Source organism: Massilia sp. Root418 (assembly GCF_001425265.1).
Classification (GTDB): Bacteria; Pseudomonadota; Gammaproteobacteria; order Burkholderiales; family Burkholderiaceae_D; genus Rugamonas.
On sequence record NZ_LMEC01000021.1, the window covers coordinates 422,405 to 438,553 of the forward strand.

The 16,149-nt window shown below is 64.1% G+C and carries 15 protein-coding genes; 9 read left to right on the forward strand and 6 right to left on the reverse strand.

Annotation, left to right across the window (positions count from 1 at the left end; genetic code table 11):
• The first annotated feature begins 36 nt into the window (after positions 1-36).
• The gene (locus ASC94_RS19935) at positions 37-1,236 is read left to right on the forward strand and encodes a TetR family transcriptional regulator (RefSeq protein ID WP_056399267.1); all 1,200 of its coding nucleotides are present in this window, start codon (positions 37-39) and stop codon (positions 1,234-1,236) included.
• On the opposite strand, the gene ASC94_RS19940 is transcribed toward ASC94_RS19935, so the two are convergent.
• Together ASC94_RS19940 and ASC94_RS19945 are read right to left on the reverse strand one after the other, a co-directional pair.
• Complete coding sequence (locus tag ASC94_RS19940; protein ID WP_157201526.1) at positions 1,224-1,880, reverse strand: hypothetical protein; 657 nt, start codon at positions 1,878-1,880, stop codon at positions 1,224-1,226. The genes ASC94_RS19935 and ASC94_RS19940 overlap by 13 nt on opposite strands.
• An 8-nt stretch (positions 1,881-1,888) precedes the next feature.
• Positions 1,889-2,839, reverse strand: coding sequence for a 5'/3'-nucleotidase SurE (locus tag ASC94_RS19945; RefSeq protein ID WP_056399272.1), 951 nt, complete (start codon positions 2,837-2,839; stop codon positions 1,889-1,891).
• Between the two features lie 239 nt (positions 2,840-3,078).
• Here ASC94_RS19945 and ASC94_RS19950 point away from each other — a divergent pair, with 239 nt between their 5' ends.
• Entirely contained in the window at positions 3,079-5,595 is a 2,517-nt protein-coding gene (locus ASC94_RS19950; RefSeq protein ID WP_162251443.1) for an ATP-binding protein, read from the forward strand.
• Here ASC94_RS19950 and ASC94_RS19955 read toward each other — a convergent pair.
• Together ASC94_RS19955 and ASC94_RS19960 are read right to left on the reverse strand one after the other, a co-directional pair.
• Positions 5,589-6,062, reverse strand: coding sequence for a carboxymuconolactone decarboxylase family protein (locus ASC94_RS19955; protein ID WP_082616688.1), 474 nt, complete (start codon positions 6,060-6,062; stop codon positions 5,589-5,591). The two genes, ASC94_RS19950 and ASC94_RS19955, sit on opposite strands and share 7 nt — an antisense overlap.
• Positions 6,063-6,185: 123 nt before the next feature.
• Complete coding sequence (locus ASC94_RS19960) at positions 6,186-7,199, reverse strand: NAD(P)-dependent alcohol dehydrogenase (protein ID WP_056399284.1); 1,014 nt, start codon at positions 7,197-7,199, stop codon at positions 6,186-6,188.
• A gap of 129 nt (positions 7,200-7,328) precedes the next feature.
• On the opposite strand from ASC94_RS19960, the gene ASC94_RS19965 reads away from it, so the two are divergent.
• Positions 7,329-8,252: a LysR substrate-binding domain-containing protein gene (locus tag ASC94_RS19965; protein ID WP_056399288.1), complete on the forward strand. Its 924-nt coding sequence runs from the start codon at positions 7,329-7,331 to the stop codon at positions 8,250-8,252.
• Positions 8,253-8,288: 36 nt separating this feature from the next.
• On the opposite strand, the gene ASC94_RS19970 is transcribed toward ASC94_RS19965, so the two are convergent.
• Together ASC94_RS19970 and ASC94_RS19975 are read right to left on the reverse strand one after the other, a co-directional pair.
• Positions 8,289-8,732: a GNAT family N-acetyltransferase gene (locus ASC94_RS19970; RefSeq protein WP_056399291.1), complete on the reverse strand. Its 444-nt coding sequence runs from the start codon at positions 8,730-8,732 to the stop codon at positions 8,289-8,291.
• 16 nt (positions 8,733-8,748) lie between these two features.
• Entirely contained in the window at positions 8,749-9,585 is an 837-nt protein-coding gene (locus ASC94_RS19975) for an IclR family transcriptional regulator (protein ID WP_082616689.1), read from the reverse strand.
• 176 nt (positions 9,586-9,761) lie between these two features.
• Between ASC94_RS19975 and ASC94_RS19980 the strand changes: the two genes are divergently transcribed.
• The 6 genes from ASC94_RS19980 to ASC94_RS20005 all read left to right on the forward strand — a co-directional run bounded on the left by ASC94_RS19980 (position 9,762) and on the right by ASC94_RS20005 (position 16,141).
• Positions 9,762-11,210, forward strand: a complete 1,449-nt coding sequence (locus ASC94_RS19980; protein ID WP_056399293.1) for an NAD-dependent succinate-semialdehyde dehydrogenase — start codon at positions 9,762-9,764, stop codon at positions 11,208-11,210.
• A gap of 17 nt (positions 11,211-11,227) precedes the next feature.
• On the forward strand, positions 11,228-12,382 hold the full coding sequence (locus ASC94_RS19985) for an iron-containing alcohol dehydrogenase (RefSeq protein ID WP_056399295.1): 1,155 nt from the start codon (positions 11,228-11,230) through the stop codon (positions 12,380-12,382).
• Positions 12,383-12,430: 48 nt separating this feature from the next.
• Complete coding sequence (locus ASC94_RS19990; RefSeq protein ID WP_056399298.1) at positions 12,431-13,201, forward strand: ABC transporter ATP-binding protein; 771 nt, start codon at positions 12,431-12,433, stop codon at positions 13,199-13,201.
• Positions 13,201-13,911 carry an ABC transporter ATP-binding protein gene (locus ASC94_RS19995; RefSeq protein WP_056399301.1) on the forward strand — a complete coding sequence of 237 codons (711 nt, stop codon included), beginning with the start codon at positions 13,201-13,203 and terminating at the stop codon, positions 13,909-13,911. Before ASC94_RS19990 ends, ASC94_RS19995 begins: the two co-directional genes overlap by 1 nt.
• 37 nt (positions 13,912-13,948) lie before the next feature.
• On the forward strand, positions 13,949-15,160 hold the full coding sequence (locus ASC94_RS20000; protein ID WP_200955790.1) for an ABC transporter substrate-binding protein: 1,212 nt from the start codon (positions 13,949-13,951) through the stop codon (positions 15,158-15,160).
• A gap of 96 nt (positions 15,161-15,256) precedes the next feature.
• Positions 15,257-16,141: a branched-chain amino acid ABC transporter permease gene (locus ASC94_RS20005; RefSeq protein ID WP_056399304.1), complete on the forward strand. Its 885-nt coding sequence runs from the start codon at positions 15,257-15,259 to the stop codon at positions 16,139-16,141.
• The last annotated feature ends 8 nt before the right edge of the window (positions 16,142-16,149 follow it).

The window sequence follows — 16,149 nt, forward strand, 5'->3', positions numbered from 1 at the left end:
GCAAAAAAATCCAGAAAAGCGCCGACAGCCGATGCCTTGCTGGATGCCGCCTGCCGCATCGTTCTCAGCGAAGGCCTGGCCGGCCTGACGCTGCGCCCGCTGGCTGACACGCTGGGTGTATCGGTAACGGTGCTCACCACACACTACGGCGCGCGCGCCGACATCATCGCCGCCATCTGCAGCGCCGCCTGCGCGCAGGACGCGCTGCAGGCAGAGCGCTGGCGCACCACGCTGGCAGCCCTGCGCAGCATGCCGCCAGCCATGGCCGCCGACCTGGCGGAAGCCATCCTGGAAGAGCAGGCCACGCAGCAGCGCGCGGTGTCCCTGCTGTACCTGGAACTCCTGCACGCATGCACGTGGGACCCGTCCCTGCAGCCCGCGTTTGCCGCGTGGCGCGCGCAGCAGCGCGCGTTCTGGGACGAGTTTGCGCACCGGGCTGGATTGGCGCCTGCCTTGCTGGCATGCGGATGGTGGCATGGCTACGTGGTCGCCGAACTGGCCTACAGCATGGCGCTGGACGCGCAGCCGGCCTACCGCATGCTGCGCCGCCTGTGCCTGCAGCGCCTGTTCCACGGCGGCGCCGCATCGTCTCCGGACGCGGCGGACGCCACTCTGTTCGCCTTGCTGTTCGAGCAGATGCAGCCCGGTGCGGAAGGCAGTGCGGCCCGGCCGGGTTCCGCGCGCACACCCGAATGGGCTGCGCGGGCCGCGCGGGCTTGCGGCATACGGCTGGCGGCGCAGGGCGTCGGCGGGCTGACGCACCGGGCCATCGCGGCCGAGATCGGGGTGCCGCATACCACGCTGAGCTACCGCTTTCCCACACAGCACGAGCTGGTAATGGCGGGCCTGGAATCTATCGCCGCGCACATCCTGACGGCGGTGAATGCGGACAGCCTGGCGGATTTGCAGCGGCTGCGTACGGAAGGCGATGGCCAGAAGCTCGACCTGGCGCGCGCGAATTTCGCCATGGCCATCGCGGCGGCACGCATGCCCGGGCTGGCTGCCTACACGGCGGGCATGCGCAGCCGGCGCGGCAACAACCTGGTAAAAGTCTTCGGGAAATACATGCCTGCGGCAGGCGGCATCGATGCGCTGTGCGCGCAGGTGGTGTCGATGGGACTGACCGGCTTGACCAACACCGAGCCACCCGGCGAGGCGTCCGAGCTATCGGTCGCCTCGGCCTTCGCGGCAGCTGCGGACTGGCTGCGCGAGTCGGGACAGCCTTACTCCGGATAAGCCCACAGATCGACCGGCGCGGCGGCGCCGGAAGCGAGCAGGCGGAATCCCGCTGGCGCGTAGTCGCTGTCGACCACCAGGAAGCCGTCCGACTGCGCCGGCAGGTCGCCGCAGCCGGAAGCCGTCAACGACAGCTTGAGCGCATACGGCAGCGAGCTCGCCGTCAGTTTGCCGGACAGCTTGCAGCTGCTGTTGCCGGCCACGATATCGCCGTTCGCGTTCACGGAAAACGCCGCCACGCCGCCCGCCGCCAGGCGCACCGCGTAACTCCTGGCGATGGCCGCCACATTGATCACGTTCGAAGGAATGGCGCTGCTGTTGAGCAGCTCCAGCGACGCGTCCTTGGTGGCGGCAGGCATGGCCTGCCACGTGCCGTTGCCTTCGCGGCTGTACACGGCCGTGGCCTGCTGCGCGCTATTGCTGAGAACCAGCAGGCGGCTGCCGTCCGCTGCGGCGTAGTATTTGCCTGCGCTCGGGTTTGTGGCATCGCCGGCGCTGACGGCATAGGTTCCGGCAGCCAGCTCGGTCACTTTCACGGTGGGCGGCAGCACCGCTTCCGGCGTGTCGCTGCTGCAGGCGCTGAGCAGCAGTGGCGAGACCAGTGCCAGGGCCGCGCGGCGCGGGATAGGGAAAAAAGGCTTCATGGCGCGGCTCACTGGGCAAAGAGGTCGCGCAGACGCAGGCGCAGCCACTGCTGGGCGGCAGGGCGCTGTTCGTAGCCCACCTGCATGGCGGTCACCGCCACTTTGGTCTTGTACACCAGCGCTTCATCCTCGGCCTGCTCGGCAGTGGGCGTACCCGGCGCCGAACCGGACAAGCCCCACGGCGCCGCGCTGCTGAACTTCAGGTTGTAGGTGTCGTAGCTGCCCTGGCGCGTAAAGGCCCAACTGGCGTTCGCTGCGGGCGTGTCCGGGAAGTTCACGTTGAGCGCCACGCCGGCAGGCAGCAGCGGGCCGGTGCCGGCCTTGGCTTGCAGGGTGGTAAGCAGCCTGGTGGTCAGTTGCGCGACAGTGCGCGAGACCGGGCTGGCCAGCGTGTTGTTGTCGGTACTGTTGGTGCCCGCGCTCAGCGCGATGGCGGGAAGGCCACGGCCTGCGGCGAACTGCGCATTGCCGATGGTGCCGGAGTTGATCACCAGCTTGCCCACGTTCTGGCCTTCGTTGGGACCGGACAGCACCAGGTCCGGTGCCTTGCCCCAGCGCGCAGGGGCCAGCACGTCCAGGCCGTACATCAGGGACATCACCGGGGTGCCGTGCACGTAGTTGAAATCGCCGCCGGTGTAGCCTGTCTTGGTGAACGGTCCCACTGCTGGCGCGCCGACCGGTGCGGCGCCGTTGTGGCAGCCTTTTTCCGCTTCGATCTGGGTCTTGTCGTTGTCGGGCACGATGGTGGTGGTGCTGTACATGACGATGGCGGAGCTGCGGCCGCTTTGCGGCGAGCAGGGCACCGACACGATGACCGAATGGCCGGCGGACTTCAGTTCGTCGTACAGCGCCTTCAGGTTGCTGGTGAGGCCGTCATCGTTGGTCAGCACGATGTTCAGCGCGAAGGCGGGACTGGCGCACAAGGCCAGTCCGGCGCTCATGATCAAGCGGTGGTTCATGGATTTATCTCAGCCTGGGAGTGAATGGAGGCTGTGATCTTATCGGCCGTTTATGACATGGTAATGACGGATGTACGATCAGCAAGGCGCAATTTAAGCTATAAAAACACGAATGTACGAATTTCAGAACGTGCCGCGATCATCCATGCGGCACCGCTTGCGAGGCAATGCTATGCTCGTCCTGCACAAAGAGTCCGCGCCGCGAGCGCCACCCTGACACAGGCATCATGGAGCCGCATTTGCATCTGTCGACCGCTGCCATTCCCGATTATCGAGCGCTGTTCGAGGCCACGCCGTCGCCATACCTCGTCCTGGCCACGGACTTCAAGATCGTTTCCGCGAATAAAGCCTATCTGCGGGCGACCGGAACGGTGCACGACGACATCATCGGCCGCGACGTGTTTGACGTGTTTCCGGACAATCCGGACGACCCCGCCGCCAGCGGCGTGGCCGCCTTGCGCGCCTCGCTGTTGCGGGTGCTGCACTCCGGGCAGCCCGACGCGATGGCAATGCAAAAATACGACATTCCCGTCACCAGCCGGGACGGCATGCGTTTCGAAGAGCGCCACTGGAGCCCCGTCAACACGCCGGTGTTCGACGCGGAAGGCGAGCTGAGCCACATCATCCACTGCGTGGAAGACGTGACCGAGTTCGTCAAGGCCCGGGAGCGCAGCGCCCGCATGGCAGCGGAAATGGACGAGCAGGCGCAGCAGATCTCGATCGCCAACCGGCGCCTGCGGCAGGTCAACGAAACGCTGGAAGAGCGGGTTGCCGTGCGTACCGAAGAGCGGCGCCTGACTGAACAGAAACTGCGCGCCAGCGAGCAGCGCTACCGCTCGCTGTTCGAGTCGATCGACGAAGGCTTTTGCATTGTTGAAGTGCTGTGGGACGGGGACGGCCGTCCATGCGACTACCGCTTTTGCGAACTCAACCCCAGCTTCCAGCACCAGACCGGCCTGGTCGACGCGGTGGGCAAGCGCATGCGCGAGCTGGCGCCGGACCACGAAGCCCACTGGTTCGAGGTCTACGGACGGGTTGCCGCCACCGGCGTGCCGGTGCGTTTCGAGAACGAGGCCAAGGCGCTGGACCGCTGGTACGACGTGTTTGCGTTCCGGATCGAAGAGGAAGACGGCGCCAGGGTGGCCATCCTGTTCAAGGACATCACCGCGCAAAAGCGCATGACGGAGAGCCTGCGCCGCAGCGAGCAGTCCGCCATCGAAGCGGCTTCCCTGGCGGACTCCGAACGCAACAAGCTGAGCGCACTGCTGCAGGCCGCCCCGGTGGGCATCGTGGTGAGCGATGCGGCGGGCGGCATGCTGCTGGCTAACGCGGCCCATCGCCAGCTGTGGGGCGAACAGCAGCCGCACCCTAGCAGCGTCGACACCTTCGGCGCCTGGAAAGGCTGGTGGGCCGACCACTCGGCGCGGCACGGCAGGCGTTTGGAGCCCGGGGAATGGACCACCGCGCGCATCCTGGCGGGCGAAGAGCATCCGCGCGACATCGTCACCATTGAATCGTTCGATGTGCCGCCGGTGCAGCGCACCGTCCTGATCACCGGCGCGCCGGTGCGGGACGGCCAGGGCAGGATCGTGGGCGCCGTGGTGGCGCAGATGGACATCAGCGACCGCATCCGTGCGGAGGACGCGTTGCGCCAGGCGGACCGCCGGAAAGACGAATTCCTCGCCATGCTGGCGCACGAATTGCGCAACCCGCTGGCACCCATCTCGGCGGCGGCCGACTTGCTGGCGCTGGGCAAGGCCGGGGAGGACCGCATCCGGCAGACCAGCGGCATCATCGCGCGCCAGGTCAAGCACATGACCGGGCTGGTCGACGACCTGCTGGATGTGTCGCGCGTGACGCGCGGCCTGGTCACGCTCGACAAGACCCGGCTGGATGCGCGGCGCATCCTGGCCGATGCGGTTGAGCAAGTGCGGCCGCTGATCGAAACGCGCCGCCACCGCCTGGCCGTGCACACGCCGCCGGAAGACGCTTTCCTGGACGGCGATGCCAAGCGGCTGGTGCAGGTGGTCACCAACCTGCTCAACAATGCGGCCAAGTACACGCCCGAAGGCGGCGACATCGCGCTTGGCATGGCGGTGGAGGGCGGCAGCATCCGCATCAGCGTGGCGGACAACGGCATCGGCATGGCGCCCGAACTGCAGCCCACCGTGTTTGAGCTGTTCACCCAGGCCACGCGCACGTCGGACCGGGCGCAGGGCGGGCTGGGCATCGGGCTGGCGCTGGTGAAACGGCTGGTGGAGCTGCACGGCGGCAGCATTGCCGTCCACAGCGACGGCATCGGCAAGGGCAGCGTGTTCGAGGTGTGGCTGCCCCGCCGCGCGGACCAGGAAGCGCCGCCACTGCTCCAGCCGCACGCGCTACCGGCGGGTGCTCCCGCCGAAGCGCTCAAGGTGCTGGTGGTCGACGACAATGCCGACGCGGCGAAAATGCTGGGCATCCTGATCGAGGAGCTGGGGCACCAGGCCTTTGTCGAGCTGCACCCGCGCGCCGCCATCGAGCGCGCGCACAAGGAGGCGCCGGATTTCTGCCTGCTCGACATCGGCCTGCCGGACATGGATGGCTTCGCGCTGGCGCGGCTGTTGAGAAGCCGGCCGGAGACCGCGAACGCGGTGCTGATCGCCGTGAGCGGCTACGGCCAGCCGGAAGACCGCGAGGCCGCCTTCAGCGCGGGCTTCGACCACTATTTCGCCAAGCCGATCGAATGCGCGCGGCTGGCCGGCCTGCTGCATCACTGAGCGCGCGGGGCTTTGATGCCGCGTTTCTCGAACACTTCGCGCGCGGCGCTGATGCCATTCAGTGCGCTGGGAAAACCGGCATAGACCGCCATCTGCGTGATGATCTCGATGATCTCTTCCGGCTTGCAGCCCACGTTGAGCGCGCCCTCGATGTGGACCTTGAGCTGCGGCTGCGCATTGCCCAGCGCGGTGAGCGCAGAGACGGTGGCCAGCTCCCTGGTGCACAGCGATACGCCGGGCCGGGAAAACACATCGCCATAGGCAAAGTCCACGATCCAGTTGCCCAGTTCGGGGGACATGTCGCGCAGGGAATCGACCACCCGCCTGCCTTCGTTGCCGGTGATCTTGGCGATGGTCGCCATGCCGCGCGCACGGCGCTCGGTATTGTCCGCCGGCGCGGCGGGTGCCGCTGAAACCGTTCCCGCAAACAGGCATGCCGTTGAAATCAGTAGGCGTTTTAGTGTCATCGTTTCGCTCCTTTAGCGTTGTCGTGTGAGATGAAACAGTCATCCCGCAGACAGGCTAAAGCTTCGAGTGCGCTCTAAGTCAAGCGGAAACGCTCCCGGCACTAATCAGCCCTTGCTGGACGATCAGCCGGCGACCCTGATGACGACTTTGCCGAAGGGGCCGCGCGCGAGGTGCTCGAATGCCTGGACCGCCTCGCTGAAGGCATATACTTTGTCAATGACCGGCTTGATGCCATGCTGTTCGAGGAAGGGATTCATGCGGTCGAACGAGGTCCTTGGCGCTACCGCGATGCCGCGTATCGTGGTCTGCCGGAAGATCAGCGGCATCAGTTGCAGCTGCGCCGTCTGGCCGGTCAGGAAGCCGACTTGCGCAATGACGCCGGCGGCCTTGGTCGCCAGCACTGATTTGTTCAGCCCGTCGCCGCCGGCGACGTCGATCGTCACGTCCACGCCCTTGCCGGCGGTGAGCCTCAGCACTTCCTGTTCCCAGTCCGGATGCGTGCGGTAGTTGACGCCGTCGCTCACTCCCAGCGCCTTCACCTTGGCCAGGTTGGCATCGCTGCTCGACGTGGCGATCACGCGGGCGCCATGGGCCGCGGCGATCTGGGCTGCGAAGATCGAGACGCCGCCGGTGCCCTGCACCAGCACAGTCTGGCCAGGCTGCAGGTGGCCGACGTCCATGAGCGCGTACCAGGCGGTGAGTGCGGCGATCGGCAGGGTTGATGCCTCTTCGTCGCTCATTCCGCCCGGGGCACGGACAGCGCTGTCCTCATGGATGATCATGAATTCCGCGAGGCCGCCGGGCAGCGGCATGCCGAAGCAGTACGCCGGCTCGTCCGGGCCCGGTTCGCCGTCGATCCAGCGGGAATAGAGGTGCGAGTTGACGCGGTCGCCGACCTGAAAGCGGGTCACGCCGGCGCCAACTGCGACGACCGTACCGGCAGCATCGGATACCGGAATCAGGTTCTTCGGCACCAGGTGTGGCTCGTATATCCCGTCGACGATCGCCTTGTCGCGGAAGTTCAGGGACACGGCCCCCACCTTGATCAGCAACTCGCCGGCCAGGGGTATCGGCGTAGGCACTTCGCCCGGTACCAGGTTAGCCAGGCCAAAGTCTTTCAGCATCCATGCTTTCATTATGTTCTCCAGTGGGTGATGTGTGGAGCAAGGCGCCCCGACTGGTATCCAGTGTAATTCGGTCCGTTGAGTGGAGTAAGTAGTTATAATTCCAGGCATTCAATCCTCATATTCCAGAATCGAGCGCGGATGGAAGACCGTTTTTCAGGCATCAGGGAGTTTGTTGCCGCTGTCGACGCTGGCAGCCTGACGGCGGCAGCCAGCCTGCTGGGGGTCACCGGTTCGGCCGTGGGGAAGAGCATTTCGCGTCTGGAGGCGCGCCTCGGCGTGCAGCTGCTGCACCGCACGACCAGGCGCATTGACCTGACCACCGAGGGCGAGGCTTACTTGGCCAGCTGCCGGCGCGTGCTGGAAGAACTGGTGCAGACCGAGTCCTTCCTGAGCACCGGCCACCAGCATCCAATCGGCCGGCTGCGCGTCGACCTGCCGACCACCTTTGGCCGACGGCATGTGATGCCGGCCTTGCTCGCGCTGTGCGCGCGCCACGAGAAACTGGATATGTCGGTGACCCTGCGCGACCGCGCGGTCGACATGGTGGGAGAGGGCATCGACCTGGCTGTGCGGATCGGCGCTTTAGGCGACTATCCGGATCTTGTCGCGCGCCGCCTGGGAGAGCAGACCCTGGTGATCTGCGCGGCGCCGGATTACCTGGCGCGCCGCGGCACGCCGCTGACCCATGCGGACTTGTACCGCCACGACTGCCTGGTCGGCTGGCGGCGCGGCAACCGGCCGACGTGGCTGCTGAAAAACGCCCAAGGCGAGAGCGCAGCGCACGAGGTGCCGATGCGCCATGAATTCTTCGACGGCGACGCATTGGAAAGCGCCTGCCTCGCCGGTTGCGGACTGGCGCAGCTGCCGACGTGGCTCGCCGGCGACGCGCTGCGCCGCGGCGCGCTGGTCGAGGTGCTTGCCGATCTGACGGGCGGCGCGATGCCGATCCACGTGGTGTGGCAGAAGACCTGGCACCTGCAGCCGAAAGTGCGCGTGACGGTCGATGAACTGGTGCGCCTGGCGGCGGGCGCGCCGCATGCCTTCAATCGGGGCGGGATGTGATCGCGGAGCTTGAGGCACCAGCGCGCCGGCCACTCATTAGAGCGAAAAATTAAAGCTGAGGAAATCGGTCTCCAGTTCCCAGCCGTTCGACTTGTACAGCTGCTGCGCGCTCTCGTTGGTGACCGCCGTCGACAGCGCCAGCCCCACCGCGCCGTACTCCCTGGCCACCAGCTTGGCCTGCTCCAGCAGTGCCGCGCCCACGCCCTTGCCGCGCGCCTGCGGCGACACGAACAAATCGTTGAGGATGAATTTCTTGCGCATCGATACGGAGGAGTAGGTCGGGTAGAGCTGCGTGAACCCGACGCTGGCGCCGGACTCGTCCCTGGCCAGCAGGATCACCGACTGCTGGTGCACCAGCCGTTCGGACAGGAAGCGTCGCGCGGCTTCGGGATCGGACTGCTTGCCGTAGAAAACGCGGTACTGGTCAAACAGTGCCGCCGCTTCGTGGACGTTGAAGATATTTGCTATTTCAATATTCATTACTCGCTCCGTGTTGTCATCGAACGTTTGCGCCCAGTCTTTGGGATAGGCGATCTGCAATCAGGCGAATGGCATTCCCGGCCGCCAGCTCCGACTCCGGGGTGATTTCCTGGGACAGCATGCTGACTGCCACCCCCGCCACCGCACGCGCCCCGGTCGAATCGAAGACCGGCGCGCCAAAGCAATGCATGCCCTCACGCACTTCGCCATCGTCGACGGAGAAGCCACGGATACGCACTTCGCGCATTTCATCGAGGAATGCAGCGAGATCCGGAGTTCCCGCCGGCGTTAGCGGCGCCGGCCAGCCGTCCGAATACAGCGCCCTGATTTCCTGTTCAGGCACAGTGCTCAGCATGGCCTTGCCGGTCGCGGTGTAGGGCGCGGGCAAGCGCATGCCGATGCGGAACGTAACACCGAGCGGCCGATTTCCGTTACGGCACGCGACATAGATCACGCTGCCGCCATCGAGCACGGACAGCGTGATGGTCTCTTGCGGCAGCACATTGACTTCATTCCAGACCGAGAAAAATTCTTGCGTCACGTCGCTACGGGACAGGAACGCGTTCGCCCAAGTCATCACGTGCGGCCCGAATGACATCTGGCCTGTGTCGAGGCGGTTCAGCAGGCGTAGATGAACCAGCGTATTGCACAGCGTGTGCAGCGTGCTCTTTGGCAGATCAACGGTACGCGCCAGCTCCGCCAGCGAAATCGGCGCTGTGCTCTGGGCGAATACATCAAGGATTTGCGCCGCTTTCATCACTGCGGGCGCCAGATTCTTGGCCGCCTGTGGCGTATCGAGGGCCTCGGACGAACTGGTGAAGTTTGACGCCCCGGGAACCGGACTGGAAGACATATGAGATCACTTTGCTGAACAAAGACGCCAGGCGCGGGAACGCTGGCAGTTGAAAATACGTGCGATTTTCGCACGACCGCACGAAAAATAGTGATTGACCGCCCGGAAAACGTCTTCTATGATTCAGTCATCCTGAATACAGAACAACATCCCGCATACGGGACAACGGAGACGAAATGAAACTGAAGGATTCAAGCTTGTTCCGCGAGCGAGCCTATCTCGGCGGTCAATGGATCGACGCCGACGATGGCAAAACGCTGGCGGTGTGCAACCCTGCAACAGGGGAGTTGCTGGCCGATGTGGCAGCGGTAGGCGCGGCGGAGGCGCAGCGCGCTGTCGCGCATGCCGTAACGGCGCAGAAGCAATGGCAGTGCCTGAGTGGCAAGGAGCGGGCGGAATTGCTGCGGGCCTGGTTCAACGCCATCCTGGCCAATATTGACGATCTAGCGCTCATCATGACGCTTGAGCAGGGCAAGCCGCTGAGCGAGGCCAGGGGCGAGATCCAGTACGCGGCGTCGTTCGTTGAATGGTATGCGGAAGAGGCCAAGCGCATCGCCGGTGAAATCCTGCCCCATCCGGAGAGAAACCACCAGATTTCCGTACTGAAGCAGCCGGTGGGAGTCTGTGCAGCAATCACCCCCTGGAACTTCCCGGCGGCGATGATCACCCGTAAAGTCGCGCCTGCCCTGGCAGCGGGCTGTGCAATGATTGTCAAGCCCGCTGAGTTGACGCCGCTGTCGGCGCTCGCGCTGGCCGCGCTGGCCGAACGGGCCGGCATTCCGGGCAGCGTGCTGCAAGTGCTGGTGGGCGACTCGCGGGCCATCGGTGGCGTGATGACCGCCAGCCCCGACGTGCGCAAGCTCTCGTTTACCGGCTCCACCGAGGTCGGCCGCGTGCTGATGGCCCAGTCGGCGCCGACCATCAAGCGCCTGTCGCTTGAACTTGGCGGCAATGCGCCGTTTATTGTGTTTGACGATGCGGACATTGAACGGGCCGTGGACGGCGCCATCAAGGCGAAGTTCCGCAACAGTGGCCAGACCTGCGTGTGCGTCAACCGTTTCCTGGTGCAGGACGCCGTCTACGACCAATTCACGATGGCGCTTGCCAGCCGGGTGCGCATGCTCAAGGTGGGCAATGGCCTGGAAGCGGACGTGGCGCAGGGGCCGCTGATTGACAGCCGGGCGCTGGCCAAGGTGGAAGCGCTGATCGGCGACGCCCTGGAAGGTGGCGCCACGGTGCTGGCGGGCGGCGCGCGGCATGCCGCCGGCGGCACCTTCTTCCAGCCGACAGTGCTGGCGGACGTTACGCCGGCAATGCGGCTCGCGAGGGAAGAGATATTCGGACCGGTCGCTGCGGTATTCCGCTTTAGTACCGAAGCCGAAGCCATCCGGATGGCCAACGACACCGAGTTCGGTCTGGCCGCTTACTTCTACACCAACGACCTCGGCCGTCGCCGCCGCGTTGCCGAAGCGCTGGAATGCGGCATGGTAGGGATTAACACCGGCGTCATTTCCAATGAGGTCGCGCCGTTTGGCGGAGTCAAGCAATCGGGCCTGGGACGTGAAGGTTCCCATTTCGGCATCGACGAATACCTCGAGATCAAATACCTGTGCGAACAGGTCTAGTGCTGACTGGAAGAGACATGACAAGCTTCGAATTTCAAACTGTCCCGCGCTTTATTATTGAGTTTGGCGGCGCCCGCCGGCTCGGCGCCATCTTGCGGGAACGCTATCCGCTGCGCCGTCTGTGCCTGGTCACCGATGCTTTCCTTCACAACAGCGGCCTGCTCACCCCGGCACTGGCCAGCTTGCGGGAGCAAGGCTGGGAAGTCTGCGTGATCGACGACGTGGTGGCCGACCCGCCGGAAGCGGTGGTGGCGGCGGCGGCCGCCCGCGCCCGTGCGGCCGGCGCGGAGATCATTGTGGGCCTGGGCGGCGGATCATCATTGGACGTGGCAAAACTCATTGCGGTCCTGGCGGCATCCGGCCAGCCGCTTGACGATATGTACGGCGTGGGCAAGGTGACAGGGCCGCGGCTGCCGCTGGTGCAAATTCCTACCACCGCCGGCACCGGCTCCGAAGTGACGCCGATTTCCATCGTCACTACCGGCGAAACCACCAAGGCCGGCATCGTGTCGCCGCATCTGTACGCCGACCTTGCCATTCTCGACGCCGAGCTCACCGTCGGTCTGCCGGCCAGGATCACGGCAGCCACCGGCATGGATGCGATGGTGCATGCGATCGAGGCGTACACCAGCCGGGTCCGTAAAAATCCGATGTCGGACATGCTGGCAATGCAGGCAATCAAAATCATGGCGGACAATTTGCTGCCTGCATGCCGGGATGGCAACAACCATCGTGCGCGTGAAGGCATGCTGCTGGGCGCCATGCTGGCAGGCCAGGCCTTCGCCAATGCGCCGGTCGCTGCCGTGCATGCGCTGGCTTATCCGCTGGGCGGGATATTCCATGTTCCACACGGTGCCTCCAACGTGCTGGTCCTGCCGCATGTGCTGCGTTTCAACCTGCCGGCTGCGCACGCGCTCTATGCCGAGCTTGCTGATGTGGCGGTGCCGGGTTGCAAGGGCAGCACCGAAGCGCGCGCGCTGGCGCTCGTCCAGTACCTGGAGGGGCTTGCCGAGGCAACCCAGATGGTGACCACCCTGCGCCAGGTTGGCGTCAAGGTAACCGATCTGCCCCGGCTGGCGAACAGCGCCATGCTGCAAACCCGCCTGCTCGCCAACAATCCGCGTGAGGTGACGGAAAGCGCCGCCCTGGCCATTTATCAAGCGGCTTTCTGACCGCCCAATACGCCCTCGCGGGCATCCATCGACACTACTGGAGGAGCGATGACAGACGTCATCTTGGAGACGCGCAACCTGACGAAACAGTTCAGGGGATTCACGGCCGTCAATGCAGTCAACCTGAAGGTCCAGCGTGGCCATATCCATGCCTTGATCGGCCCGAACGGCGCCGGCAAGACCACCTGTTTTAATTTGCTGACGAAATTCCTGACGCCGACTTCCGGCGCCATCCTGTACAACGGCCAGGACATCACGGGCTTGAGGCCGGAGCGCATCGCCGATCGCGGCGTGATCCGGTCCTTCCAGATTTCTGCCGTCTTCCCGCATCTGACCGTGCTGGAAAACGTGCGTATCGGATTGCAGCGCGCGCTGGGGACGTCCTTCCATTTCTGGAAGAGCGAGGCCACGCTCTACAAGCTCAACGAGCGTGCCCGCGAGCTGCTGGCAACGGTCGACCTGGAGCGCTTCGCCGATACGGTCACGGTGGATCTGCCCTATGGCCGCAAGCGCGCGCTGGAAATTGCCACCACCCTGGCCATGGAACCGGAGCTGATGCTGCTGGACGAGCCGACGCAGGGCATGGGCCACGAAGACGTGCACCGCGTGACCGAATTGATCAAGAGGGTTTCCGCCAACCGCACCATTTTAATGGTGGAGCACAACATGAGCGTGGTGTCTGGCATCTGCGACAAGATCTCGGTCTTGCAGCGCGGAGCCCTGCTGGCCGAGGGAAGCTATGACGAAGTGTCGAACAACCCCCAGGTGATGGAAGCCTATATGGGCACCAGCGCGGTGGCATTGGAAGGAGCGCATTGATGGGCACGCCTGCATTGGAAATCCGAAAGCTGCAAGCGTGGTACGGCGAATCCCACATTTTGCATAACGTCAATCTGGTGGTGCAGCCGGGCGAAGTGGTGACACTGCTGGGCCGCAACGGCGCCGGGCGCACCACCACGCTACGGGCCATCATGGGACTGACCGGTGAGCGCACGGGCTCGATCAAGGTGAACGGCGTCGAGTCGATCGGCCTGCCCACACACAAGGTGGCGCATCTCGGCATCGGCTACTGCCCGGAGGAGCGCGGCATTTTCGCTTCGCTCTCGACGGAAGAGAACCTGCTGCTGCCGCCCGCTGTTTCCAGGACGGAGCGCGGCATGCCGATCGAAGAAATCTACGCCATGTTCCCCAACTTGCAGGAGCGCCGCCATAGCCAGGGCACGCGCTTGTCCGGCGGTGAGCAGCAGATGCTGGCGGTGGGGCGCATTCTTCGCACGGGCGCCAAGCTGCTGTTGCTGGACGAGATTTCCGAAGGGCTCGCGCCGGTGATTGTGCAGGCGCTGGCGCGCATGATCATCGCGCTCAAGGCCAAGGGCTACACCATCGTGATGGTGGAGCAGAACTTCCGCTTTGCCGCGCCGCTGGCGGACCGGTTCTATGTGATGGAGCACGGCGAGATCGTCGAGTCCTTTGCCTCGTCAGAACTGCAATCGAAGATGCCGATTCTTAACGAACTGCTGGGCGTATAAGCCGCAGAGCAGCACACAACAATAAACAGGAGATGATATGAAACGCAATGTGAAAGTGATGTCGCTGGCGGTCAGCGCGGCCTTGGCAGCGATGGTTGGCATCGCCCAGGCGCAAATCTCGCAGGACGTCATCAAGATCGGGCTGATTACCGATATGTCCGGTGTCTATGCCGACATCGACGGCGCCGGCGGCGTGGAGGCCGTAAAAATGGCCATCGCCGACTTCGGCGGCGCGCTGGCCGGCAAGAAAATTGAGTTTGTGGTGGCGGACCACCAGAACAAGGCCGATATCGCAGCCTCCAAAGCGCGCGAGTGGTTTGACAAGGATGGCGTGGACATGCTGATCGGCGGCACCAACTCCGGCACCAACCTCGCCATGGCCAAGGTCGCCGCTGAAAAGAAGAAGGTCTACATCGCCATTGGCGGCGCCACGGCCCGCCTGACCAATGAAGAGTGCACGCCTTATACCGTGCATTACGCCTACGATACGGTTGCCTTGGCAAAGGGGACCGGTTCAGCCATCGTCAAGCAAGGCGGCAAGGAATGGTTCTTCCTTACCGCGGACTATGCCTTCGGCGCGTCGCTGGAGAAGAGTACTTCCGATGTCGTCAACGCCAACGGCGGCAAGATACTCGGTAGCGTCAAGCATCCGCTATCGGCATCGGATTTTTCATCCTTCCTGCTGCAGGCACAGTCGTCGAAGGCCAAGATCCTGGGGCTGGCCAATGCCGGCGGCGACACCATTAATTCGATCAAGGCCGCCAACGAATTCGGCATCAACAAGTCCATGAAGCTGGCCGGCCTGCTGATGTTTATCAACGATGTGCACTCGCTCGGCCTGGACCTGACGCAAGGCATGTACCTGACCGATGGCTGGTACTGGGATCTGAACGACGGCACCCGCAAGTGGTCCAAGCGCTACTTCGACAAAATGAAGAAGATGCCGTCGCTGCTGCAGGCGGCGGATTACTCGGCCACCGCGCATTACCTCAACGCGGTCAAGGCGGCCGGCACCGATAACCCGGACAAGGTCATGGCGCAGATGAAGAAGACGCCGATCAGCGACTTCTTTACCAGCAACGGCGTCATCCGCGGCGATGGCCGGATGGTGCATGACATGTACCTGATGGAAGTCAAGAAGAAGTCCGAGTCGAAATATCCATGGGATTACTACAAGGTGGTGCAAACCATTCCGGGGGAGCAGGCCTTCGGCACCAAAGCTGAAAGCAAGTGCGCTCTGTGGAAGTGATGCGCAATTGATGGGCTTGCCCCTGCCTGCTGCCTGCCTGCCGGGAGTCAACGTCGTGCTGTCCCTCCCTTATCGAAACCGTTATTGAAACCGTTTATGGAAATCTTTGGTATTCCCCTGCAAGCGATGTTGAGCCAGCTGCTGCTGGGCCTGGTCAACGGCTCGTTCTACGCCATGCTGTCGCTGGGTCTGGCGGTCATTTTCGGCCTGCTCAACGTGATCAATTTTGCCCATGGCGCGCTGTACATGATGGGTGCCTTCCTCGCATGGATGGGCCTGACTCACTTCGGCCTGAGCTACTGGGCGATGCTGGTCGTCGCACCGCTGCTGGTCGGTGCTTTCGGCATCGCCGTAGAAAAAACCATGCTGCGCTGGCTGTACAAGCTGGACCATCTGTACGGTCTGTTGCTGACCTTTGGCATCACGCTGCTGCTGGAGGGCTTGTTCCGCTCGTTCTACGGCGTGTCCGGCCAGCCGTTCTCCGTACCGGCGGCGCTGGCCGGGGCCACCGATCTGGGTTTTATGCGCTTGCCGAATTACCGTGCCTGGGTAGTGGTTGCGTCGCTGCTTGTATGCGTGAGCACCTGGTTCGTGATTGAACGAACCAAGCTCGGCGCCTACCTGCGCGCCGGCACGGAAAACCCCAAGCTGGTGGAAGCGTTTGGCGTCAACGTGCCCCTGATGGTGACCTTGACCTACGGCTTTGGCGTGGCGCTGGCTGCGCTGGCCGGCGTGCTGGCCGCGCCGGTGATCCAGGTCTCGCCCCTGATGGGATCGAACCTGATCATTACCGTGTTCGCGGTGGTGGTGATCGGCGGCATGGGGTCGATCATGGGATCGATTGTCACCGGACTCGGGCTAGGTGTGCTGGAGGGCCTGACCCGGGTGTTCTATCCGGAACTGTCGGCAACCGTGGTCTTCATTGTGATGGCTGTCGTCCTGGTCATCCGTCCAGCCGGCCTGTTCGGTAAAGAAAAGTAAGAGGAAAT